This window comes from Enterococcus sp. AZ141 (assembly GCF_051714385.1).
Lineage (GTDB): Bacteria > Bacillota > Bacilli > Lactobacillales > Enterococcaceae > Enterococcus_D > Enterococcus_D entomosocium.
On the sequence record NZ_JBIORT010000001.1, the window covers coordinates 3,466,468 to 3,491,039 of the forward strand.

The 24,572-nt window shown below is 43.6% G+C and carries 20 protein-coding genes and 1 other annotated feature; of the genes, 3 read left to right on the top strand and 17 right to left on the bottom strand.

Annotated features, from left to right (window positions below; translation table 11 throughout):
- The first annotated feature begins 57 nt into the window (after positions 1–57).
- Together yidC and IGI89_RS15960 are read left to right on the top strand one after the other, a co-directional pair.
- Positions 58–984, top strand: coding sequence for a membrane protein insertase YidC (gene yidC / locus IGI89_RS15955; protein ID WP_086299625.1), 927 nt, complete (start codon positions 58–60; stop codon positions 982–984).
- A 109-nt stretch (positions 985–1,093) separates the two neighbouring features.
- Entirely contained in the window at positions 1,094–2,035 is a 942-nt protein-coding gene (locus IGI89_RS15960) for an AEC family transporter (RefSeq protein ID WP_061053921.1), read from the top strand.
- 282 nt (positions 2,036–2,317) lie between these two features.
- On the opposite strand, the gene IGI89_RS15965 is transcribed toward IGI89_RS15960, so the two are convergent.
- From IGI89_RS15965 to rpsB, 9 genes are all read right to left on the bottom strand, one after another.
- Entirely contained in the window at positions 2,318–6,667 is a 4,350-nt protein-coding gene (locus tag IGI89_RS15965; protein WP_005236975.1) for a PolC-type DNA polymerase III, read from the bottom strand.
- Between the two features lie 108 nt (positions 6,668–6,775).
- Positions 6,776–8,485, bottom strand: a complete 1,710-nt coding sequence (locus IGI89_RS15970) for a proline--tRNA ligase (protein ID WP_008381112.1) — start codon at positions 8,483–8,485, stop codon at positions 6,776–6,778.
- A gap of 69 nt (positions 8,486–8,554) precedes the next feature.
- Positions 8,555–9,823, bottom strand: coding sequence for an RIP metalloprotease RseP (gene rseP, locus IGI89_RS15975; protein WP_005236991.1), 1,269 nt, complete (start codon positions 9,821–9,823; stop codon positions 8,555–8,557).
- Positions 9,824–9,973: 150 nt separating this feature from the next.
- Positions 9,974–10,780 (bottom strand): phosphatidate cytidylyltransferase, encoded by an 807-nt coding sequence (locus IGI89_RS15980; RefSeq protein ID WP_005236992.1) that lies wholly within the window; start codon positions 10,778–10,780, stop codon positions 9,974–9,976.
- Complete coding sequence (locus IGI89_RS15985) at positions 10,777–11,577, bottom strand: isoprenyl transferase (RefSeq protein WP_005236994.1); 801 nt, start codon at positions 11,575–11,577, stop codon at positions 10,777–10,779. Before IGI89_RS15985 ends, IGI89_RS15980 begins: the two co-directional genes overlap by 4 nt.
- Positions 11,578–11,768: 191 nt before the next feature.
- Positions 11,769–12,326: a ribosome recycling factor gene (gene frr / locus IGI89_RS15990; RefSeq protein ID WP_005229434.1), complete on the bottom strand. Its 558-nt coding sequence runs from the start codon at positions 12,324–12,326 to the stop codon at positions 11,769–11,771.
- Between the two features lies 1 nt (position 12,327).
- Entirely contained in the window at positions 12,328–13,050 is a 723-nt protein-coding gene (gene pyrH / locus IGI89_RS15995) for a UMP kinase (RefSeq protein WP_005229433.1), read from the bottom strand.
- A 147-nt stretch (positions 13,051–13,197) separates the two neighbouring features.
- On the bottom strand, positions 13,198–14,079 hold the full coding sequence (gene tsf / locus IGI89_RS16000) for a translation elongation factor Ts (protein WP_005229432.1): 882 nt from the start codon (positions 14,077–14,079) through the stop codon (positions 13,198–13,200).
- A gap of 110 nt (positions 14,080–14,189) precedes the next feature.
- Positions 14,190–14,978, bottom strand: a complete 789-nt coding sequence (rpsB, locus tag IGI89_RS16005; RefSeq protein ID WP_005229426.1) for a 30S ribosomal protein S2 — start codon at positions 14,976–14,978, stop codon at positions 14,190–14,192.
- Positions 14,979–15,279: 301 nt separating this feature from the next.
- On the opposite strand from rpsB, the gene IGI89_RS16010 reads away from it, so the two are divergent.
- On the top strand, positions 15,280–15,750 hold the full coding sequence (locus tag IGI89_RS16010; RefSeq protein WP_005236999.1) for an arginine repressor: 471 nt from the start codon (positions 15,280–15,282) through the stop codon (positions 15,748–15,750).
- An 85-nt stretch (positions 15,751–15,835) separates the two neighbouring features.
- Here IGI89_RS16010 and argS read toward each other — a convergent pair whose 3' ends face one another.
- The 8 genes from argS to galT all read right to left on the bottom strand — a co-directional run bounded on the left by argS (position 15,836) and on the right by galT (position 24,571).
- Complete coding sequence (argS, locus tag IGI89_RS16015) at positions 15,836–17,527, bottom strand: arginine--tRNA ligase (RefSeq protein ID WP_005237000.1); 1,692 nt, start codon at positions 17,525–17,527, stop codon at positions 15,836–15,838.
- Positions 17,528–17,654: 127 nt separating this feature from the next.
- Positions 17,655–17,848, bottom strand: a binding site (T-box leader).
- Positions 17,849–17,928: 80 nt separating this feature from the next.
- Positions 17,929–18,942, bottom strand: coding sequence for an ornithine carbamoyltransferase (argF, locus tag IGI89_RS16020; RefSeq protein WP_005237003.1), 1,014 nt, complete (start codon positions 18,940–18,942; stop codon positions 17,929–17,931).
- A 137-nt stretch (positions 18,943–19,079) separates the two neighbouring features.
- A complete protein-coding gene (gene tsaD / locus IGI89_RS16025; RefSeq protein ID WP_016621244.1) occupies positions 19,080–20,099 on the bottom strand; it encodes a tRNA (adenosine(37)-N6)-threonylcarbamoyltransferase complex transferase subunit TsaD in 1,020 nt (339 codons plus the stop codon).
- Entirely contained in the window at positions 20,092–20,565 is a 474-nt protein-coding gene (gene rimI, locus IGI89_RS16030) for a ribosomal protein S18-alanine N-acetyltransferase (protein ID WP_005237006.1), read from the bottom strand. The genes tsaD and rimI (IGI89_RS16030) overlap by 8 nt, the downstream gene beginning before the upstream one ends.
- The gene (gene rimI, locus IGI89_RS16035) at positions 20,558–21,100 is read right to left on the bottom strand and encodes a ribosomal protein S18-alanine N-acetyltransferase (RefSeq protein ID WP_005237007.1); all 543 of its coding nucleotides are present in this window, start codon (positions 21,098–21,100) and stop codon (positions 20,558–20,560) included. Before rimI (IGI89_RS16035) ends, rimI (IGI89_RS16030) begins: the two co-directional genes overlap by 8 nt.
- Positions 21,084–21,809, bottom strand: coding sequence for a tRNA (adenosine(37)-N6)-threonylcarbamoyltransferase complex dimerization subunit type 1 TsaB (gene tsaB / locus IGI89_RS16040; RefSeq protein ID WP_005237009.1), 726 nt, complete (start codon positions 21,807–21,809; stop codon positions 21,084–21,086). Before tsaB ends, rimI (IGI89_RS16035) begins: the two co-directional genes overlap by 17 nt.
- A 264-nt stretch (positions 21,810–22,073) precedes the next feature.
- Positions 22,074–23,054, bottom strand: a complete 981-nt coding sequence (locus tag IGI89_RS16045) for a LacI family DNA-binding transcriptional regulator (protein WP_061053918.1) — start codon at positions 23,052–23,054, stop codon at positions 22,074–22,076.
- Positions 23,055–23,086: 32 nt separating this feature from the next.
- On the bottom strand, positions 23,087–24,571 hold the full coding sequence (galT, locus tag IGI89_RS16050) for a UDP-glucose--hexose-1-phosphate uridylyltransferase (protein ID WP_005237015.1): 1,485 nt from the start codon (positions 24,569–24,571) through the stop codon (positions 23,087–23,089).
- Between the last annotated feature and the right edge of the window lies 1 nt (position 24,572).

The following is a 24,572-nucleotide window of genomic DNA, read 5'->3' on the forward strand; positions in this document are numbered from 1 at the left end:
CGGTCTTTTTTAGTATAGTTATTTTTGTCTAAATTTATTGTGAAGAGGAAGAATAGAATGTCTAAAATGAATAAATGGCTGCTTTCATCAGGATTATTTGGCCTGTTATTAGCATTATCAGGCTGTGTCAGTACCAATGCTGATGGTACGCCGAAAGAAACAGGAATGATTTATCGCTTTTTGGTGAAACCTTTAGGTGATATGATCACGATGCTCGTTGAAAACTTCAACTGGTCTTACGGCTGGGCGATCATCGCCGTAACGATCGTTGTCCGCGTCATTATCTTACCATTAGGGATCCATCAGTCTCGAAAAACGATGATTCAAAGTGAAAAAATGCAGTTTCTGAAACCTCAAGTGGATATTGCACAAGCCAATTTGAAGAAAGCAACCACTCGGGAAGAACAAATGCAAGCGCAAGCGGAGATGCAAAAAATCTATTCTGAAAACAACGTCAGTATGTTTGGCGGTATCGGTTGTTTGCCTTTACTGATTCAGATGCCGATCTTCTCTGCCCTCTACTTCACCGCCCGTTACACACAAGGAATCCAAAACTCTGAGTTCTTTGGCGTATCATTAGGTGACCCCAGCATCCTCTTTGTGGCGATTGCTGGTATTTCCTACCTGGCACAAGGATACATCTCAACCATTGGGATTCCGGAAGAACAGAAAAAAACGATGAAAACCATGTTGATCGTTTCTCCATTGATGATCGTTTTCATGTCAATGAGTGCACCAGCTGGTGTGACGCTTTATTGGGTAGTCGGTGGGGTCTTCAGTTGTATCCAAACATTTATCACGAATGTCATCATGAAACCAAAAATTCGTGCCCAAGTCGAAGCAGAAATGAAAGCCAATCCGCCAAAAACGGTGGTTACGCCTCGCAAAGATGTAACTCCTGAAAAAACAGAAGCTGTCAAAAAAGCGTTGAACACGACAAAGCCTAGTGGAAAAGGTCGTAACGCAGGCAAGCAGCAACGTTAGTAATTCTTGACCAAATCGCTCAATGAGTGGTTTGGTTTTTTGTTGTTTTCAAATGGGAATCAGTTGCTTCTTCTTCTGCCTTTCGCTATAGTAAATGAGAGGTGAGCACATGTTTCAAGCATATATCAATATTTTTGTCATTTTCAGTCTCATGTTTATCGGTTATTGGTTGTCTTACAAACAATGGTTTTCTAATCGAACCGCCGATACGTTTTCAAAATTGGTATTAAATGTCTCATTACCAGCCAATATGTTTTTAACGATTATTAAAAATTTTACGAAAGATGAATTTCTTTCATTGGTTTCGGGGATGATCATCCCATTACTTTCCATGATGATCACTTACTTCGCTGGTTATTTATGGCGACGTTTCGCGCAAATTGAAGCCAAACACCAAGGCGCATTTTCCGCCATGTTTACCTTTTCCAATACGATCTTCATCGGCTTACCGATCAATTTAGCTATTTTTGGTGAAAAAGCCGTTCCTTATGTGTTGTTGTACTATATTGTAAATACGACATTATTTTGGACCATCGGTATTTTTGAGTTAGCAAAAGACAATCCTGATTTTGGTGAAGCCCGGATTTCCTTTCATCCATTGGTCATGCTAAAAAAGATTTTTTCACCAGCCTTGATTGGTTTCATCATCGGTTTAATCTGGATGCTATTCACCTTACCGCTGCCCTCATTTGTTGATGGCCTTGGAAGCTATCTAGCAGATTTGACGACACCCTTATCAATGTTTATTATCGGAATCATCGTCTACTTTGGGGGACTCAAAAATTTGCGAATGACGAAAGACATTGTCGGTGTTTTGTTTGGTCGTTTCGTTCTTTCGCCCCTCGTTGTGTGGCTGTTAAGCAGAATCATCCCTGTTCCTGAATTGATGCTTTCTGTGTTTATTATTCAAGCCTCTATGCCCGTCCAAAACTCTGTCCCGATCCTTGTACGAAACTACCAAGGGGATGAAGAATTTGCAACTTCATGTCTAGGCTATTCCGTCTTACTGTACATGGTGTATTTGCCTGTTTTGCTTTTTTTCTTTTTTTAGCTATTTAAAACTTTGTCGAAAAATACTCGTTACCAAAGGCATTCGCTTCTTTCGGTAACGAGTATTTTTCTCCTCTTTGTATGGTAAAGGTTCGATTGATTCGCTACCAAGGCTGGCCCCTATGATTTCCCACAATAGACCACGATCTTTCTGATTTTCGTCAGATTGTGGCTGCTTAGATCGATTTCACAAACAAGACAAAAAAGCACATCATGCAGAAACTAGCTATACTAGCCATTATGATGATGTGCTTTTTTTTATCTTAAGTGAACAGCCGGTGGTTTACAACATATCAAACAACGACAACTGATTTTCATCAGGTAAATCTTTTAGAACACCGTTATCCGTCATGTATTCAATCAAAGTCTTAGAAACTTTCCCGCGATTGGCGAGATCTTCTTTCGATAAGAAAGGACCATTTTTCCGTGCTTCCACGATTTGTTTCGCTACGTTTAGTCCCAAACTCGGTACTGCTCGAAATGGTGCGATCAATTTTTTTCCGTCGATCACGAAGTTTTCCGCATCCGATTTATACAGATCGATCATCCCAAATTCATAACCGCGCTCTAACATTTCATTGGCTAACTCCAGAACGGTTAACAGATTCTTTTCTTTCGTTGACGCATCCAATCCTTTGTCAGTGATTTCTTGCATCCGTTCTTTTACGGCGTCTTTTCCTTTTGACATGGCAATCAAATCAAAATCATCCGCCCGGACAGAGAAATAAGCACAGTAATAGAGAATTGGGAAGTACACTTTAAAGTAAGCCACCCGCAACGCCATCAAAACATACGCCGCCGCATGGGCTTTCGGGAACATGTACTTGATCTTCGAACAAGAATCGATATACCATTCAGGGACATTGTTCTCCCGCATCGCTTGCAAGTAAGTGTCCCGCAAGTCGTCAGGGATCTTGTTCCATTGCCCTTTACGAACCGTCTCCATGATTTTAAAGGCCATCCCGTCATCTAAGCCAGCATGGATCAAATACACCATGATATCATCCCGACAGCCGATTACTTCTGCTAGACTGGCATCTCCGCGACGAATCAGTTCTTCGGCATTACCCAACCATACATCGGTACCATGGGAAAGACCAGAGATCTGCAAGAGCTCTGCAAACGTCGATGGATGGGTTTGATCCAACATCCCCCGCACAAATCGGGTCCCAAATTCTGGGATGCCTAATGTACCTGTTTTGGAGTAGATCTGCTCTTCAGTCACACCTAGCACGTCCGTACCACCAAAAATACGCATCACTTCCGGATCATCCGTGGGGATCGTTTTAGGATCGATTCCTGATAAATCCTGCAGCATCCGAATCACCGTTGGGTCATCGTGTCCCAGGATATCCAGTTTTAAAATATTGTCATGAATGGAATGGAAATCAAAGTGGGTCGTTTTCCATTCTGAATTTTGATCATCTGCTGGGTATTGAATCGGCGTGAAATCATAGACATCCATATAGTCTGGAATAACGATGATTCCCCCCGGATGCTGACCAGTTGTCCGTTTGACGCCAGTTGCACCCTTAGCCAATCGATCGACTTCAGCTGCTCGATAATGGAGATTATGATCGCGCTCAAAGCCTTTTACGAAACCGAAGGCTGTTTTATCGGCTACTGTACCGATCGTTCCGGCACGATAGACATATTCTTCGCCGAAGAGCACTTTCGTATAGTTATGGGCCTCTGGCTGATATTCCCCAGAGAAGTTCAAATCGATATCGGGGACTTTATCGCCATGGAAACCAAGGAAGGTTTCAAAAGGAATATCATGGCCATCTTTGTTCAGACGTGTGCCGCATTTTGGACATTTTTTCTCTGGCATATCATAACCAGAACCATACGAGCCGTCTTCGTAAAACTCAGAATACTGGCAATCGGGACAATAATAATGAGGGGCTAATGGATTGACCTCAGTGATCCCAGTCATCGTTGCTACGAAACTAGAACCGACTGATCCCCGTGACCCTACTAAGTAGCCGTCTTGATTGCTTTTATGAACCAGTTTTTGTGAGATCAAATAGATCACGGAAAACCCATTCCCAATGATCGAATCAAGCTCTTTTTTCAAACGTTTTTCCACAATTTCTGGTAATGGATCACCGTATAGCTCTTTGGCACGGTTGTAACTCAAGTCGGTGATCTCTTGTTCAGATCCGGGAATCTTTGGTGTATACAGATCATCTTTTACCGGAATGACTTTTTCACAGAGATCAGCGATTTTATTTGGGTTCGTCACCACAATTTCTTTCGCTACTTCCGGACCTAAAAACTGAAAAGCGGTCAGCATCTCATCGGTTGTTCGGAAGTGTACATCCGGTAAACTATGTCGATTCAAGGGATTGGCGCCCCCCATCGAATTGATCAAGACCTTACGATAAATGGCATCTTCTTCGTTCAGGTAGTGGGCATTCCCAGTAGCAACAACGATTTTCCCTAACTCCTCACCCATTTGGATCAAATTCCGAATAATGTCTTCTAGGTCTTTTTCGCTTTTCACGAGCTCCGTTTCTAGGAGATGGGCATAAACTGCTTTGGGCATGACTTCGATATAGTCATAAAACTTAGCAAGTTCCCGCGCTGCATCAACCCCTTTTTGCATCATTGCGACAAAGACTTCCCCTTTATCACAAGCGGTTCCGACTAACAATCCTTCCCGCAATTTCACCAATTCTGAGCGCGGGATCCGCGGGACTTTATCATGGAAGTACTTCACATTCGACATCGAGATCAGCTTGAATAAATTCTTCAATCCCGCCTGTGTTCGGGCTAAGATCGTGGCATGAAAAGGCCGAGCTGCTTTATAGGAGTTCTCGCCCCCAACGTGTCGGTTCAAATCTTCGTGCAGCAGCATGTCATGTTTTTCCATCGCTTCTTTGACAAAGATCCACGCTAAATGACCGGTTGCCTCGGCATCGTAGATCGCTCGGTGATGTTGCTCCAAACTAACGCCGAATTTTTTGGAAAGGACACCTAAACCGAATCGCTTAAACTCTGGATACAAATAACGAGCGAGTTCCAATGTATCAATGACGGGATTTTCTGCTTCTGGAATACCGTATTTTCGATAACTTGTATTTAAGAAGCCCATATCAAATGACGCATTGTGGGCAACTAGAATGGCTCCTTCAGAAAACTCACGGAACAAACGTAAGACTTCTTCTTCCGATTTTGACCCCCGAACCATTTCATCGGTGATCCCCGTCAATTCTACGGTCGTTCGTGATAAAGGATGGCCAGGATCGATGAATTCATCAAAGGAGCCTTCCACGTTGCCTTTATGCATCCGCACAGCGGCCAATTCAATGATGGTGTCGTACACTGCAGACAATCCGGTGGTCTCCACGTCAAACACGATATAAGTGGCATCAGTCAGTGGGACAGGCTTCGGATTATAGGCAACCGCTACCCCGTCATCCACGATATTGGCTTCCACACCGTAAAGAATTTTTACCCCGGCTTTTTCTCCGGCGTGATGGGCATCAGGAAACCCTTGTGCGCCGCCATGATCGGTGATCGCAATCGCCTTATGGCCCCACTTGCCAGCTTGAGCGACAAAGTCTGCCACATTGTTGGTTGCATCCATCGTACTCATATTGGAATGCAGGTGAAGTTCGACCCGTTTTTCGCCTTCAGGTGCATAATCTTTGCGGGCCTCGTGTTTGACTTCCAGCAAATCTTGCGCATTCATAACGAGATCTCGCATAAAAGTATCTTCTTGAACACTACCACGCACTTTGACCCAACTACCTTTAGCAATGGCATCAAAGACTTGTTCATCTTTTTCATTATTGGAGAATTTTTTCACACTAAACGACGACGTATAGTCGGTGATTTTCAAAATCAAAATCTTCCGTTTTGAACGCAATTCTCGAACTTCTTTATCAAAGACATACCCTTGGATCGTAACTCTGCGTTCTTCCTCAATGATATTGATCATCGGTGTCACAGGTTCATCGGCAGGAATATTACGTCCCAAGGCAATTGGTCCGTCAAATTCGACTGTTTTGACTTCTTTTTTGCGTTGCTCGTGGGCCATTAAGTTCTCAGCGGCTTGCAATTGGAAGGCTGCCGTTTGTTCTTCTTTTCGTGCTTCAAGTTCTTTCAAGGCTGCCTCAGCCTGTTCTTTGTCTAGCTGCGGCAAGATCCGAAATTTTTGAAACCCGAAAGTCCCATAATTTTCCTCAATGATCGGTAAGTACTGTTGCTGCAAAATCGTGATGACCGCATCATTGTTGACGGGTAAAATCACTTTGTTCTCTTGAATCATAGGCATTTGATTTTTAATCACTTGATGAACTAACGGCCGATCACAATTTTGATTGGCTAACGCTAATGGCCAGTATTCTTGAATGAACTGCTCATCGAAGGAACCATCTTGAGCTTCAATGACAATGCGAACTTCCGCGATCTCTTTAAACGCTAGTTCAATGTGTTGTTTAAAGGATTGATACACCATCACCGGTAATAAACGTTCAAATTGGAAATAAAACGTCCACGCTTTTGATTGTCGATGCACGGTTACTTGTCTGATTTGGGCAGTCTGCATCAACGGATGCTGCCGAAGATTTGGGGCAGCTGCAATTTGGTCTAATAATATCTCAAAGGTCTCTCTTTCTTTTGACAATTGAAGATCCTCCTTTTCTCAGTACTCACTAGTATACCTCTTTTTGTCTTCACTTTCATTAAAAAATCGAGAAAGGATTTCCTCTCTCGATCTACCATTTGTTCCGATTTATTCTTGGTTGGCTAATAAAATCGTCAAGGTCGAAGCGACTTCTTCTTTCCTCACTTCAACGGTTGCGCCAGTATGCTTGATTTTGATCTCCACGATGCCTTCTACGGCTTTTTTACCGATGGTCAAGCGAATCGGACAACCAATCAAATCGGCATCTGCAAATTTGACCCCTGCACGTTCATTGCGGTCATCCACCAATACTTGATAGCCGACTTGGTTCATCATTTCTTCTACTTCTTCACTTAAGGCATTTTGATAGCTATCTTCAATCGACGTTTGGATGATATGCACATCAAATGGGGCAATTTCTTGGGGCCAATCGATCCCAAACTCATTGCCGTATTGTTCGACGATTGTTGAAAGCAGCCGAGAAACGCCCAGACCATAACAGCCCATGATGATTGGTTGTTCATCGCCATTTTCATCGACAACCGTCGCTTCTTGGGCCTCGCTGTACTTGGTTCCTAACTTGAAGATATGCCCAACTTCGATTCCTCGCGTAAAGGTTAAGGTTCCTTTTCCATCTGGGGAAGGATCGCCTTCTTGAACCAAGCGAAAATCGGCAAAGGCTAGTGGTTGAAAATCACGGCCTACATTTGCATTGAGAAAATAGCTCTGTTTTTCTGCAGCTGGTACGATCAGATTCGCCATATCTTGGACATGCTGATCCGCATACAATTGGATCGAATCAGCAAGCTCAATGGGGCTGCGAAGTTGTGTGTCACTGGTCAGATAGGACTCGGCTTCTTCAGCAGTCAGGACCTTCACTTGATCAGCCGCTAAAAAATGCTTGATTTTTGTTTCATTGAGACTGTGATCACCTCGAAGCAATACCATAATGACTTGCTCGTCAACGAGCAGCAAAAATACTTGAACGATTTTTTGCAAATCCGTATCGTGTGTTTTCGCCAGTTCCTCTAACGATAATGATTCTTTATGAACGACTTTTTGTAACTCTAAGTAGGTCTCATGAGATTTTTTAGCGATATACTGACTAGTTGCTAGTTTCCAATTGGCGACATAGTCGCTTTCAGTCGAATAACAGATCAGCTCTTCGCCGATTCCAGACAATGCCAAAAACTCTTTTGAATCTCGGCCACCCATCAAGCCATTATCCCCGACCACTGCCCGATACTCGATCCCACAGCGTTTCAATATGGCATGGTAAGCCATTTCGTAGCGATTATAGGTTTGATCTAAGCTGGCTTCATCGGCGTGAAAAGAATAGCCATCTTGCATGATAAATTCACGGCTGCGAATCAATCCAAAACGCGGCCGCTGTTCGTCCCGATATTTCGTTTGGATCTGATATAAGCTCAAAGGCAGTCGCTTATAAGACGTGATCTCGTTTTTGATCAATGTCGTGAACGGCTCTTCGTGAGTGGGCCCTAAAACGATCTCTCGTTCGTTTCGATCTGTCAACCGATACAAAGACTCACCATACAGTGAGGCCCGTCCAGACTCCTTCCATGGTTCATACGGAAGCAAAGAAGGCATCGCCATCTCCACAGCATCGATTTCTGCCAGCTCCTCACGAATGACCCGTTTGATCTTTTCTAACACCCTTTGTGCTAATGGCAAGTAGACATAGATGCCTGCCGCCACTTGTCGAATATACCCTGCCCTAACTAACAGTTGATGACTTAACGTCTCCGCATCGCTGGGGGTTTCCCTCAATGTCGGAATCAAACATTTTGACTGTTTCATTTTTTTCTCCTTTGCTACAAAAAATCATGTTCACCCGATCAACAATTGATTTGCTTGTGCGTCTTATTTTTAAAAGAAGAAACGTTGGATATCATTCCAGGTAACGAGAACCATCAGCAGCATCAAAAACCCAAACCCAATCAGGGTAATGATGCCTTCTTTTTCTTGACTGATTGGCTTGCCTCGCACACCTTCTAAAATATTTAAAACCAGTTTCCCACCATCTAATCCAGGAATCGGCAATAAATTAAAGATCCCCAAATTGATGGAAATCATCGCCATCATGGCGATCACCGTTGTGACACCTTGCGATGCGGCTTGAGAAGACAGTTGGAAAATCGCTACCGGTCCGCCCAATTTATTGATATCTGGTTGGGCGATCAAGTTGCCGACTGCTCTAAAAATAACCAGCGAATTGTCAATGGTCGTTTGTAAGCCACCCAGTAAGATGTCTCCGATCCCAGTTTTTAACGAAGCCGTGATCCCTAAGAAACCGATCGTGGTCTCCCCTGATTCTTGACTCGCAGGAGTTGCTGTCAAATCAAGTGTTTCCGCTCCTCGTTTGACTTCTAGAGTAATCTGAGTAGCTGGGTACTTTTGGATCTCTGTCGTCAATTCTGACCAGTTGGAAACATCGACGCCTTCAACTGCTAGGATTTCGTCGCCATTTTGCAGCCCGGCTTCAGCAGCCGGGGTTCCTGCTTCGATTCCTGTCACGACGGTTGCATCTTGATTCGCGACACCACCTTGCGCAAACACCAACCCAGTGAATAAAACCAAGGATAAAATAAAGTTATTCATCGGTCCTGCAAAATTCGTCAGCATTCGTTGCCACAGCTTTGCAGACTGGAATTGAACGTCTTTTGGTGCGATCCGAACTTCAACGCCATCTTCATGAATGATCGTTGCGTCATGATCCACAGCGTACGTAACCGCTTCTTGTTCATTGCCGTTGATGAAGCCAGTGATCGTCAACTTCTCCTCCAAGTCAAAGTCGGTCACTTCCATGGGGATCGCTTGCGGCAATTGGATCTTTTTGCTTGTATTGATTTTGGTGACTTTGCCAGTTGCATCTTGAACCAAGGAGACTGGCATGCCAGGCGTTAATTCGGTCTCATCTTCGCCCCAGCCTGCCATTTGGACATACCCGCCTAATGGCAGCATCCGAATCGTGTAGGTCGTCCCATCTTTCGCTTGATGCGCGAACAATTTAGGCCCCATACCGATGGCAAACTCTCTTACTAAAATACCTGCCCGTTTTGCAAAGAAGTAGTGTCCAAATTCGTGAATCACTACCACCACGGAAAAGATAATGATAAATACAAGTATCGTTTTCATGCTCGTTCCTCTCTTTCACAGCATCCCTCTCATTCAGGGCAGCCTTTCCTTATTTTATCACACCGGTTCCCGTTGAGGAACTCACATTCCCGTTGTAACAAGAATTTAAAAAAAGAAGCGCAAGCCAAGCCTGCACTTCTTAAAAATTTTCTAAAAGACACCGAATAAATACATGATTGGAAACACAAACAACATGCTGTCGAAGCGATCTAAGATTCCTCCGTGACCTGGCAGGATATTCCCTGAATCCTTCACGCCATAGTGACGTTTGATCGCGGATTCCACTAAATCACCAAATTGCCCAGCGATCGAAAAGAGGACCGTCAATAAAATCATGATGGCACTACCGTGTCCAAAATAATCTTTCCCAGGAAATGCTAATAGATACAAACCAGCTACGACCACCGCAGCAGCAATCCCGCCTAGGGCCCCTTCGATGGTTTTATTAGGAGAAATCTCCGGCCATAATTTTCGTTGGCCGTAACGCCGTCCCACCATGTAAGCCCCAATATCCGTTGCCCACACGATAAACAGCCCGAAAACTAAAACAACTAATCCATCCGTTGCTGACCGTGCCGTCAAGAAACGTTCAAACCCGACACCGGTATATAAGCTAACGATCACCGGAAACCCAGCTTCATCGATGGTATACGTATTTTTCGAAATAACCGCGATCCCTAGTAACAAAAGAACGATCAGATAGTACAAGGCACTTTTATCTGTCCCCTCTGGCAAAAAGAAAAACCAGCGTTCTTGAGGCAAAACTAAGATCACCGCTCCGAGGATTGAAAGAATTCCTTCAAAACTGAAAATAGCTAGTCCTTTCATCCGAAATAATTCATAAACACCAATTCCTGCCATTGCTGCTGCCAGCAATTCGACGGCAATGCCGCCAACATAAATAATTGGCAGGAAAAAGGCTAATGCGACGACCGCAGTGATTACACGTTGTCTCACTCTTCTTCCTCCTCTGTTTTCAAACCGCCAAAACGCCGGTTTCGTTGTTGAAAGCTCCCAATCGCGTCCTCTAATAACGCAGCATCGAAATCAGGCCAGAGCGCCTTCGTAAAGAATAACTCGCTGTATGCAATCTGCCATAACAAGAAATTACTGACACGTTCCTCACCACTCGTTCGAATCACCAATTCAGGATCCCGCAAAGGGCTTGGTAAAAAACCAGTCATCAAATGCGTCCCCAGCATGTCTTCCGTGAGCTCTGGTAGGGCTTCGCCGGAAGCCGAGAGTTCTTCATAAAGCGCTTGGACAGCTGTCAAAATTTCTGCGCGGCTGCCATAATTCAAAGCAAAATTCAAGATCATTCCCGTATTGTCTTTGGTTTGGTCGATCGCTCGCTTGACCGCTTCTTGCGTGTGTAGGGGTAAAGAATCCGTGAACCCCATCACTTTGACTTGAACATTTTCTTTGATTAGCTCAGGAACAAAGGTGTCGAAAAAGTCGACTGGTAGTTGCATCAAAAAGTCTACTTCCTCGTTCGGCCGTTTCCAATTCTCTGTCGAAAATGCATAAAGCGTCAATACCTTCACACCTAAGTGTGAAGCGTGTTTCGTGATTTTCTTTACCGTCTCCATGCCTTCTTTGTGGCCAGCTACTCTTGGCAAGCGCCGATTTTGCGCCCATCTGCCGTTACCATCCATAATGATCGCGATGTGTTGGGGAATCGGCAGTGATGGATCAAATTCATGTTCAGCCGCTTCTTTGATATATTTGTCTTTTTGTGGAAAAAAACGCAGCATCGTATTCGCTCCTCTTCCAATTCTTGAAATTCATCTTTTACATTATAACAATAATCAGATTTCTTGCCTATGAAAACCAAGAAAAGATTTCCATATTAAGAAAAAACAAAAAAACAGCTGTCATATTCAAGTACATGAGATAGTTTCGCCCATAAAAAAAGAGCCGCTGAAGCGACTCTTCGTCATTCCTTTTAAACTTCAAGTAATTCTTGTTCTTTTTCAGCTGCGATGGCATCGATTTCTTTGATGCTGTTATCTGTAGCAGTCTGCACTTCTTTTTCAGATTCCCGCAAATCATCTTCTGTGATGTCGCCAGCTTTTTCTTGTTTCTTGTAAGCTTCCATGGCATCCCGACGAATGTTACGGACGGCGATTTTCGCATTTTCAGCTTCTTTTTTCACGTCTTTTGCTAATTCTTTACGGCGTTCTTCCGTTAATTGAGGAATCACCAAACGAATCACTGTTCCGTCATTGGCAGGCGTGATACCAATATCACTTTGCATGATGGCTTTTTCAACTTCTTGGATCATTGTTTTGTCAAAAGGTGTGATCATCAAAATTCTTGCTTCTGGAATCGTAATTGAAGCCATTTGGTTCAAGGGTGTTGGTACACCATAGTAAGTAACCATTACGCGGTCTAAGATGCTCGCGTTCGCGCGGCCAGCACGGATTTGTCCTAGTTCCCGCTGCAAGTTTTCTGCTGCTTTTTTCATTTTGTCTTTTGCTTCTGTTAAAATTTTGTCAGCCATGTTATTTCCCCCTTACTGTCGTTCCAATATGTTCACCTAAAATGGCGCGGCGAATGTTTCCATGCTCATTCAAGTTGAATACGACTAATGGAATATCGTTGTCCATACTTAATGAACTTGCGGTTGAATCCATTACTTGCAATCCTTTGGAAATGACTTCTAAATGAGTCAATTCTTCAAATTTCACAGCACTTTGATCCGTTTTAGGATCTGCTGAGTAGACGCCATCAACATTGTTTTTTGCCATCAAAATGACATCGGCGTTGATTTCAGCTGCCCGTAAGGCTGCGGTCGTATCAGTTGAGAAATAAGGATTCCCGGTTCCGCCAGCAAAAATGACGACCCGTCCTTTTTCTAAGTGGCGTTCTGCTCTACGACGAATATAAGGCTCAGCGATTTGACGCATCTCGATTGAAGTTTGGACACGCGTTGGTACACCAGCGTTTTCTAGTGTATCTTGTAATGCTAAAGCATTCATCACAGTCGCTAGCATGCCCATGTAATCAGCTTGGGCTCTTTCCATCCCCATTTGCGCACCGATTTGTCCACGCCAAATGTTTCCGCCGCCGACCACGATCGCCATCTGTACACCTAATTCGTGGACTTCCTTGATCTCTTTAACGATCTCCTGGATGGTCGGTGGTTTGATCCCAAAGCCTTCGTCACCCGCTAATGCTTCACCACTTAATTTTAATACAACACGTTGATATTTTGGTTTGCCCATCATGATTCCTCCGTACATTCTCCAATACTATTGTAGCATATTGGTGCTCTTTCGTTGAAAATTATCTACACTATTTCTTCAAAAACCGTTTTTGCTTAAAAAAAGGGAGCGCACTTCCATGCGTTCCCATCTGTTCGAGGAACAGAATTATTTTTTCACTTGGCTCATTACTTCTTCAACGAAGTTGTCTTCGCGTTTTTCGATACCTTCGCCGACTTCAAAGCGGACAAAAGATTTCACAGTTGCGCCTTTTGATGCAACATATTTTTCAACTGTCATATCTGGGTCTTTAACGAATGGTTGGTCAACCAAAGCGATTTCTGCTTTAAATTTCTTCAAGCGTCCTTCAACCATTTTTTCAACGATGTTCGCTGGTTTGCCTTCGTTCAATGCTTGTTCTGTCAAGACTTGTTTTTCATGATCCAATTCTTCTTGAGAGATTTGTGCTTCGTTCACGTAGCGAGGGTTGATCGCTGCAACGTGCATTGCAACATCTTTCGCAACTGATTCGTCAGTTGTTCCTTCAAGAACAGTCAACACCGCAATACGTCCGCCCATGTGTAGGTAACCGCCGAAAGCAGCATTGTCATCTTTTTCAACAACTTCAAAACGACGGAAGCTGATTTTTTCTCCGATTACTTGTGTTGCTTCGATCAACGCAGCATCCATTGTGCCTTTAGAGGTTTCTAATTTTAAAGCAGCATCCATATCAGCTGGTTTGTTTGCTGCGATTACTTCAGCGATTTCTTTTACTAAGTCTTGGAACATTTCGTTTTTAGAAACGAAGTCAGTTTCTGAGTTCACTTCAACGATTGCTGCTGTGTTGCCGTTGATTGCTACAGATGCTAAACCTTCAGCAGCAATACGGTCGTTTTTCTTCGCAGCTTTTGCCATACCTTTTTCACGTAATAAGTCAACGGCTTTTTCGATGTCGCCTTCTACTTCAACTAATGCACGTTTTGCGTCCATCATTCCTACACCAGTCATATCGCGTAATTCTTTTACTAATTTAGCTGTTACTTCTGCCATTTTTTGTTTCCTCCTAAATGTTTTTAAACAAGATTGCTTGTCTTTAAAAAAAGCTGTTTCAAAGGAGAGTGAGGCTTGGCGCCTAGCCTTTGAAACAGCTCCATCATTTATTATTCAGCTGATGCGTTGTCGCCTTCGACAACATCAACGATTTCTTCGATTGAAGTTGCGTTTTCTGTTGATTCAGCAGCAAAATCTTCTTCTGCTACTTGGTCTTCGCCTTGGTTACCTTCGATGAAAGCATCTGCCATTTTCGCAGTGATCAATTTAACGGCACGAATAGCGTCATCATTTGATGGGATAACAACATCGATTTCGTCTGGATCACAGTTTGTATCGACCATCGCTACGATCGGGATATTTAATTTGCGTGCTTCTTGAATCGCGATACGTTCTTTACGTGGGTCAACAACGTACATTACATCTGGAATTCTTGGCATATCAGCAATACCGCCTAAGAATTTTTCAAGACGTTCGCGCTCTTTGTTCAAGCCAACGACTTCTTTTTTAGGAAGAACAGCAAATGTACCATCTTCTTCCATTTTGTTGATTTGTTTCAAACGAGCAACACGTTTTTGGATTGTTTCCCAGTTTGTCAATGTTCCACCTAACCAACGATGGTTAACATAGTATTGACCTGAACGGATTGCTTCTTCTTTGATTGCTTCTTGTGCTTGTTTTTTAGTACCTACGAACAATGCAACGCCGCCTTCTTCAGCAACATTTTTCATGTAGTCGTAAGCTGCGTCTACTAATTTCACTGTTTTTTGCAAATCAATGATGTAGATGCCGTTTCTTTCTGTGAAGATATATTTCTTCATTTTTGGGTTCCAGCGACGAGTTTGGTGACCAAAGTGTACGCCGGCTTCTAGTAATTGTTTCATTGAGATTACTGCCATGTTGTGTTTCCTCCAATTTGGTTTTTTGTTTTCCTCTCTTGCTCTTTTACTCCTTGAAGAACTGAATCGATCAGCACCGCTTCGCAGATGGAACAAGATGTGGGATTGACGTGAAAAACTCACGCCTTAAACAGTATACAGTAGCTAAAAAAGAAATGCAACTGATTCAAATGAAAAACTACGATTCGTGGTCCCGCTTTTTTTTAACGTTCTAATTCTTTTCTTATTATATCTAGGTTTTTTCGGCTTTATCTGCTATGATAAGGCTGACTTAATCAATCATGCTTAAAGGAGTTTACCTATGCGAAAAGCTGATCGCCATTTACTTATTAGACAAATCATTACTGAACATACTGTACGCACGCAAGAAGAATTATTGCAGCAATTGGAAGTCCAAGGCGTCTCCGCCACGCAAGCGACTATTTCTCGCGATATTCGTGATTTGAAAATCGTGAAAGTGCCCGATGAGTCAGGTCAGACAAAGTTTGTCATTTTTCAAGGAATGCAAGCTTCTGAGGATGAAAAAGAAGAAGAGCAGCGTTTGATACAGATGATCGAAGACGTTGTCACTAAAGTAGATCGTGTGCAATTCATGACCTTGATCCATACCGTTGCGGACAATGCGCCTTTGCTTTCGGCAGCGATCGATGAAGTGACCATGCCAGAAAAAGTTTGCTCGTTGGCGGGCTTTGATACAGTAGCGGTGATTTCCCGCAGCGACGAAGACGCTGAAACTTTTTATCAATTTATCAGAAACCACGCGGTCTTATAGCGCAAAAACAGCTATAGGATCTAGCTGCATTCTTCACTACAAAAAAGCTGTGCCCTTGTCGAAACAAGAAGCACAGCTTTTTTTGTTACATTTTGTCGGGTGCGTGTAAACCAAGCAACCGTAAATCTTCTTTCAATAGTGTAGTTACTGCATAAACAAGAGCTAGACGTGCGTCTTTTTCCGTATCTTCGGCTAAGATTTTGACATTGGCATAATACTTGTTAAAGGCTTGTGCCAACTTGATGGCATGTTTGGCAATGACGGATGGTTCATATTTTTCCGCCGCTTGCATGACCGTTTCTGGGTAGCGCTGAATCAATTTGATAACTTCCCAGCTCTCAGCGTCTGCCAACGCCAGACTGCTGACAGCAGCGGGATCAAAGTTGGCTTTTTCAAGAATGCTCATGGCACGGGCATGAGAGTATTGCACGTATGGTCCGGTCTCTCCTTCAAAACGGACGACTTCTTCTAGCGTAAAGTCGAAATTATTCAAACGGTCATTTTTCAAATCGTGGAAAACGACTGCCCCGACACCGACTTGTTTTGCTACTTCTTCTTTGTTTTCAAGTGTTGGGTTCTTTTCAGTGATTTGTTCTTTCGCTGAATCGATCGCTTCATTCAATACTTCTTCCAAAAGAACAATCTTGCCTTTTCTTGTAGACAGTTTTTTCCCATCTTTGGTGATCAACCCAAATGGTACGTGGGTCATATCATCTGCCCACTCAAAGCCCATTTCCTTCAAAACAGCTTTTAATTGTTTGAAGTGATAACTTTGTTCATTCCCTACCACGTACAATGATTTTGCAAAATTGTAGGTCCGTTTGCGGTAAAGCGCTGCAGCCATATCCCGTGTGATGTAAAGGGTCGCACCATCGGACTTACGGATCAACGCCGGATTTAAGTCATAGGCAGCCAAATCAACGATTTCTGCCCCTTGGTCTTCTTTTAGCAAGTGTTTTTCTTCTAATAATTCCACGACTTCTGTCATTTTATCATTATAGAAAGCTTCGCCATTCAATGAATCAAAGGAAACTTCCAACATATCATAGATTTTATTGAATTCTTTTAATGATTCATCACGGAACCATTGCCACAAATCCATTGCTTCTTGGTCACCATCTTCTAGTTTCTTGAACCAAGCTCTCGCATCATCTTCTAATTGCTTATCTGTCTCGGCTGCTTCATGAAAATCAACATACAAACGTAATAGTTCGTTGATTGGTTCCGCTTTGACCGCTTCTTCTGACCCCCACTTCTTATAGGCAACGATCAATTTCCCAAATTGTGTGCCCCAGTCGCCTAAATGGTTGATGCGAATTGGCTGATAACCGATTTTTTCTAAAATAAAGCCGATCGAGTTACCAATCACAGTGGAACGCAAATGCCCCATTGAGATGGGTTTGGCAATATTTGGTGAAGACATATCGATCGGTACTGCTTGCTGATTGCCGATGGTTTGATCGCCAAAATGATTTTTTTCTTTGAGAACCAGCTCTAAGACATGGGCAGAGATTGCTTTTTTATCCATAAAGAAGTTTAAATACGGACCGACCACTTCAATTTTTTCAAAAGACGCTTGATCGATTTTTTCTGCTAAGTCTGCGGCAATTTGCTGCGGCGCTTTCCGATAGACTTTTGCTAGCGAGAAGGCTGGGAATGCCACATCCCCATGGTCGGCTGACTTTGGATTTTCCAGTAATTGCTGAACTTGTTCGATCGATAGATCTTCTTTTACTACTTGATGGATCGCTTGTGCGACGATTTCTTTGTTATTCATAGTATCCCTCCTATAATGACTGAACCCATTTTTTGATGAAACGTTGTTTGAAGCAAGCAAACAGTTGTATGTTTTTCATGCAAGAAATGATTGATAAAAACAAAAAAGCCTCTAGCGCATAACTTGCACTAGAGACGAGATTTCCCGCGGTACCACTCTGATTGTCCTATTCGGACCCACTTTTTTCTGATAACGGCAGAATTCCGTTTGCTTAGCAAATTCTCACAAGTGCGTTTCACAATCTGATCAATTCGGCTTCCACCACCCCGAACTCGCTAACTGATACTCGAATCGCTACTTCTCTTGTTTCATCAAATCAAGGCTATTTACTTCCCAGAAAGTATAGCAAAGAAATGTTTGTTTGGCTAGCGAGATTCTGGCATTTTTCAAAAATTTTATTTTTATACTTTAGGAATAAATAGATCCCCGGCAGTCACTGCCATGATCGCTTTGATTGAGTGCAAACGATTTTCGGCTTGATCAAATTGACGAGCATACTTGCTACGAAAGACCTCGTCAGTGACTTCCATCTCAGAAATCCCATACGCCTGCGCTGCTTTTTTGCCATAAATAGTTTGTTCATCATGAAAAGCCGGTAAACAGTGCATAAAAATCACTTGGTCATTTTGCGTTTTTTCCATCAACGATTGGTTTACTTGATAAGGCAGCAGCTGTTCGATCCGCTCTTGAAATTTTTCTTCTTCGCCCATTGAAACCCAAACATCGGTATACACGACATCAGCGCCTAAAACACCTTGATCCACGTCATCCGTCACCAGGATCTTTGCGCCAGAGTGCTGAGCATAGGCTTGTGCTTGTTCGATAATGTTTGCTTCTGGCTGCAAGGCCTTCGGGGTGACGACATGAATATTGACCCCTAAAATCGCACTCGTCACTAACAAAGAATTGGCGACATTGTTGCGCCCATCCCCACAGTATGCGATCGTCAAGCCAGTCAGCTCACCAAAGTTTTCTTGAATAGTCAAAAAATCAGCGATCATTTGTGTTGGATGCCAGTCATCCGTTAAGCCATTCCAAACAGGCACGCCTGAATAGTTGGCCAGATCTTCGACGACCTGTTGGCTAAAGCCGCGAAACTCGATCCCGTCAAACATGCGTCCGAATACTTTGGCGGTATCTTCAACGGATTCTTTAGACCCCAACTGAATATCATTGGCCCCTAAAAATTCCGGATGCGCCCCCAAATCCACCGCTGCAACCGTAAAGGCCGCTCGCGTCCGTGTTGAATTCTTTTCAAACAAAAGTGCAATATTTTTTCCTTCTAAGTAGCGATGTGGTTGATTGTTGGCTTTCATCCCTTTTAAGTGCTGGGAAAAATCAATTAAATATTGCAGTTCTTCTTTTGTGAAATCTTTCTCTGCTAAAAAACTGCGTCCTTTAAAAACTGATGTCATTGCATACCCGCCTCTCAAATAATTAATAAATATACATCAGAATATCAAATAATGAAATATAATACAACTATATCTTCTGTTTGCTCATAAATGAAGCAAAAAAAAACACCTAAGAACGGATCTTAGGTGCAATCATCTTAAGAAATCCTATGGGCAAAGCTGACACTTGGATCAGCATTCAATGAAAGGTCTGCTAGGTGCTGCTTTTTCAACGCAACATGGGCATAGGCACCAATCATGGCCGCATTATCTCCGCAAAGGCGCAACGGTGGAATCAACAGTTCTACCTCCGGCAATTCCTGCATTGCTTTTTGTAAAGCGTCACGCAAGCCTTGATTCGCGGCGACCCCGCCAGCGACGATCAGTTGTTTTACCGGATAGGCTTGGCATGCCCGCACTGTTTTGTGAACCAATACTTCGACTACGCTGGCTTGAAAACTGGCTGCTAGATTTTCTACTGACAATGCTTCCTCTCTTTGCTGTGCATTATGCACAAAGTTGATAAAGGAACTCTTCAAGCCACTGAAACTAAAATCAAAATTATCTTCTTGCATCATTGCTCGAGGAAAGTGATACGTATCACTACCTAGATGTGCAAGGCGATCAATTTCTTTCCCACTAGGATAAGGCAAACCGAGAACTCGACCAACTTTGTCATAGGCTTCACCAGCGGCATCATCTCTCGTTTCTCCGATGATCTCAAAAGAGCCATCTTCTGCCATATACACCAATTCGGTGTGGCCGCCGCTGACCAATAATGCCATTAAAGGAAAAACCAATGGCTTCACTAGGCGAGCTGCATAAATATGTCCTGCCATGTGATTGACCGGAATCAGCGGTAAGCTGTGGGCCCACGCAAAGGCTTTCGCTGCAGAGAGCCCAATCAACAGTGCCCCAACCAACCCTGGACCATAGGTGACAGCCACGGCTGATAATTCTTCTGGTTGTGTGTTGGCTTGGGTCAATGCTTCGTCGATGCACAAAGTAATCTGTTCGACATGGTGACGACTAGCGACTTCTGGTACGACACCGCCGAAGCGCTGGTGGCTCTTGATCTGCGAAGCAACAATGTTACTTAAAATGGTGTCGCCGTTTTTAATCACTGCCACACTGGTTTCATCACAACTGCTTTCAATGGCTAAAATCAATTCATTCATTTGATTTTTTTCCGCCTACTTTCTTTTCCATAATCAACGCATCCTCTTCAGGATGACTGTAATATTTTTTTCTACGACCGATGACCGTATAGCCCATGCGCAAATAAAGGGCCTGTGCTTGTAAATTCGACACACGTACTTCAAGATAGATCCGCCGACCATCGGTTTGTTCCACGAGCGATTCCATTTGTTTCAACAATTCTTTCGCCAAACCATGCCCTTGATATGCTGGTAAAACCGCTACATTAAACAGCTCTGCTTCATCCAGCACTTGCTGAAAACAGAGAAACCCAATCAGCTCTTGGTTGGTTTTTCCATAACGAAACAAATAGCGACTGTTGCTGTTTTGCAAATCTTGCTGAAATTGCTGCAGATTCCAAGGCGAGCCAAAGGGATAGCTCTGATCCGCCAATGACCAGAGCATTTGCGGTGTCGGGATCGTTTGATCTGCTTGTTCGTTAATCATTTAAAAATTTCACCATATCCAATGCGTCTTCATTGCCTTCAGTGTAATACGCCGTTTTGATCGCCTGTGAAACAAACCCGAGGGTCCGATACAAACGTTGCGCATCACGATTGCCCAGGCGAACTTCTAATGTCAAACGGTCGCATTTGTTTTTCCTTGCATAACGTTCGATCTCTCCTAGCAAGAAAGAACCGATCCCTTTTCCTTGATAATCAGGAATGATCGCGATATTGGTGATATGGGCATCAGCGCCTAAAATCCGCACCCCGATAAACCCAATCATCCGTTCATTATGCAAGATGCCCAAATAAAGATGTTTGACCCGTGAATAAAGTTCTGACAAAAAGGCGCTCTTGGTCCAAGGCAGTTCCCCAGCATACACGAGACGCTCCACCTGCAGCAGCTCTTTAATGTCATCACCGACTAATTCACGAACAACATACGTTTCCCCTCGTATCTCTTTTTTACGCTCTGGATATTGAATCTGACGGAAAAGAGCCAACTTTCCCGTCATCGTTTTAAATTTTTTCAACATAGGCATCCACTCCCGGTTCATGCGAGGCTAACCATTTTTCTTCGGCTTCAACTAATTTTAAATAGTCCGGTACAAAATCATGGATCGAAGCCACCGGCGCTTCTTCTTTCGCAATAGCAGCTAAAACAACGCCATTCGGGTAATTCCAAAACGACACTTGATTGATATGGGCTGTCGGCAGTTCCGCCTCGATCATGTCTTTAAATTTGACGGTATCGGCGCCGACAAATAGCACTTCTTGACCATCAACTGCTTTTAGCTGGGTCAATAACTCAGAAAGTGAGATATGCTGGTCTTTGATCCTTGTTTCTAAGGTCCCATTATGCCATTGGTAGGCACCTGCGTAGACATTTTGACGGCGAGCGTCAAACAACGGGACGATCACTTGCGATACGCCCACGCAATTGGCAGCGACTGCTTTCAAACTAGAAACACCAATCAGCGGGATGTTCAATGTTTGTGCCAGCGTTTTTGCTGTTGTGACACCGATGCGCAAACCCGTATACGAACCAGGACCTTTCGCAACAACGATTTGCTCCAGCTCTTTAGGGGCCATCCCCACTGCTTGCATCAATCCATCGATGGCAGGCATCAATGCTGTGCTGTGGTTTTTGATCGCCATCGTCTGGCTTTGTCCCAACACTTCTTGACCATCGACCACCGCAACCGCCAGTGTCTGGTTTGAGGTATCAATCGCTAATGTTTTCATCTATCTTCTCCCCATTCAAAAAACTCTCTCATATTCTACCATATTCTAATCAAATGCCCAACCAAGTCTCCAAAAAGATGCCTGTGTTAAGAAAAAAAGCAATAGGACAACAATACCCGAACCTTTGAAAAAAGCAAGCGCGGTTGCAGCTGCAAACCAGCGGGGCTGTTTAAAGGTTCGGGTAAGGCGATATTCATTTTTTTGTTATTTCATTAAAACTCAGTTGACGTGTGTAACGGTATCCTCCGATGATTCAACTGGTTGCTAAGAAGATTGGCGCGTAATCAGCTCCGTTGCGATCGTAACTTTTCGAGGAACGGGTGCTGCATTCGTAATGATATCCAGCAAGGTCGTCACTGCCAGCTCCCCCAGCCATTCCGTATGAACTTTGATGGTTGACAGAGTCGGAAAGACGTACTTTGCGACACTGACATCATTGAAGCCGATAATTGCGATCTCATCTGGAATCTTGATGTTTTTTTCTTGCAAAGCACGCATAGCGCCAATCGCTAAGGCATCACTGGAAGAAAATAAGGCACTTGGCAACTCTTTGTTTTGCTGCAAATACTCTTTCATCGCCTCATAACCGCCCTCTACTGTAAACGGTGCGCTGAGATGATATTGCGGGTGGTGCAACTTCAACCGACGAAGCCGTTCCTCAAAAATCCGGCGCCGAGGGTCTTCGATTTCTTGGTGATGGTCCTTGGTAAACTCAACGCCTGATAACAAGCCGATCCTTTGGTGGCCTTTTGCAATAAAGTCATCGATCACTAAATCGACCGCTTGTTGAAAGTCCACCACCAGAGAATTGACGCCCTGGGCCAATGCGTCAAAATCGACCATCAACAAATTGGATTGGCTTTTTTTCAATTGACGAATCTGGTGATCATCGAATTTCCCTAGCGCGATCGTTCCATCGACGGCGGTATCAGACAATCCTTCATAGGGTTCTTTCAGCAAACGGATCCCTAATTCTTCGGTTTTGTTTTCAATCCCGATACGGATCGCTAAATAGTAAAGATCCGCTAATTCTTCCTCGGTATCAAACCATTGGATCAAGCGCATACTACTGGTTTCTGGCTGACTCTTTTTTTTATGTTTTGTGTAATTGAGTGCTTCTGCGGCCTTAAAAATTTTTTCTTTGGTTTCAGAGCTGACCGATAATTCTGAATCGTAATTCAGCACCCGTGATACAGTGGCTGGCGAGACGCCAGCCTGTTGTGCAATATCTTTGATCGTTGCCATCTTCCAGCCTCCTTTTTTTGCGGGGAACTTTTTTATAAAGTAGCTATAAAGCGAGCAAAGGCCGTTTGCCCTGTCTGGTCTCGTTTAAAGACGCCCGCATGCGTCAATACTTGCGTAAAGACTTCTCCTAATGCATTGCGCAAAATCTGCGACACGTTTTCGGCATTGCATTCTGGGTGCTGGGCTTTGATCGCATCTGCCCACGGTATATGGTAAGCCGCGATCTGATTGGGCTGATCCAATAGATAAGCAGTCACTTCTTCTAGTTCCGGAGCTAAACGCGGTGGGAGAACTGCCAAACCCATGACTTCAATCAATCCGATATTTTCTTTTTTGATATGCTGCACTTCTTGATGTGGATGAAAAATGCCGTCAGGATGTTCTTTGGAAACATTATTATCCCGCAAGACTAAGTCCATTTCAAACAGCTCTCCTTGCTTGCGGGCGATCGGTGTCACCGTATGATGCGCCGTCCCATCTTCTGAAAAAGCATGGATCGAAACACTTGGATCTGAGTACTGTTGCCATTGGGCTAACACATATTGGCAAGCGGCGGCTAATTTTTGTTTGTTTTTCGCTTGTAATCGTATCACCGACATTGGCCACTTCACGATCCCCGCAGCGACATCAGGAAACCCAGTCAAAGAAAAGTGTTGTTCGATTGGCGCTTTTGCCATGGCAAACGTATGCCGCCCTCCTTGGTAATGGTCATGGGACAAGATCGAACCCCCAACGATCGGCAGATCGGCATTGGACCCGACAAAATAATGCGGCATCACTTCAATGATCTGCAACAAGCGAGCGAAGGTTTGCAAATTGATTTTCATAGGCCGATGGTCTAAAGAAAGAAAAATCGAATGCTCATTGTAATAGGCGTAAGGAGAATATTGGAAGCCCCACGCTTCATTATCCAAATTCATACGAATGATCCGATGATTGGTCCGCGCTGGGTAATTGACTCTTCCTTGGTAGCCTTCATTTTCCAAACACAACATACATTTCGGATAATCTACAGAAGTAGCGGTACCTTCTTGGGCAATTTGCTTCGGATCTTTTTCAGGTTTTGATAAATTGATCGTGATCTCGATCTCCCCATACTCCGTATCAACAGGAAAGACGATATTTTTAGCGATAGCCCGAGTCTTGATGTAATCATTTTGACGGCACAGCTCAAAGAAATAATCCGTCGCTTCTTTAGGATCATTGGCATAATGCTGCGCAAAAAAAGCATTGACTACTGAAGGCGGTGGCGTCAAAAAGTCCATCAACTGGGCTTCAAAGATTTCTCTTTCTGCGTGAGAATCGCCAATTTGCTGATTGCTCAATGCACATGCCACCAGTTCGTCCATCAATTCAATCGAGGAACGAGCAACAGAACGAATTTCGCTGGGCTCAAAAACAGCTTCCCCGATCATAGCTAGTACTCGGTTTTGCAAATAAATACGATCCATTTCCATCCAGCCGCCAGCCTTGATTGCTAAAGTGACGAAATCGCTGATTGTTTGGCTGATCGTCATT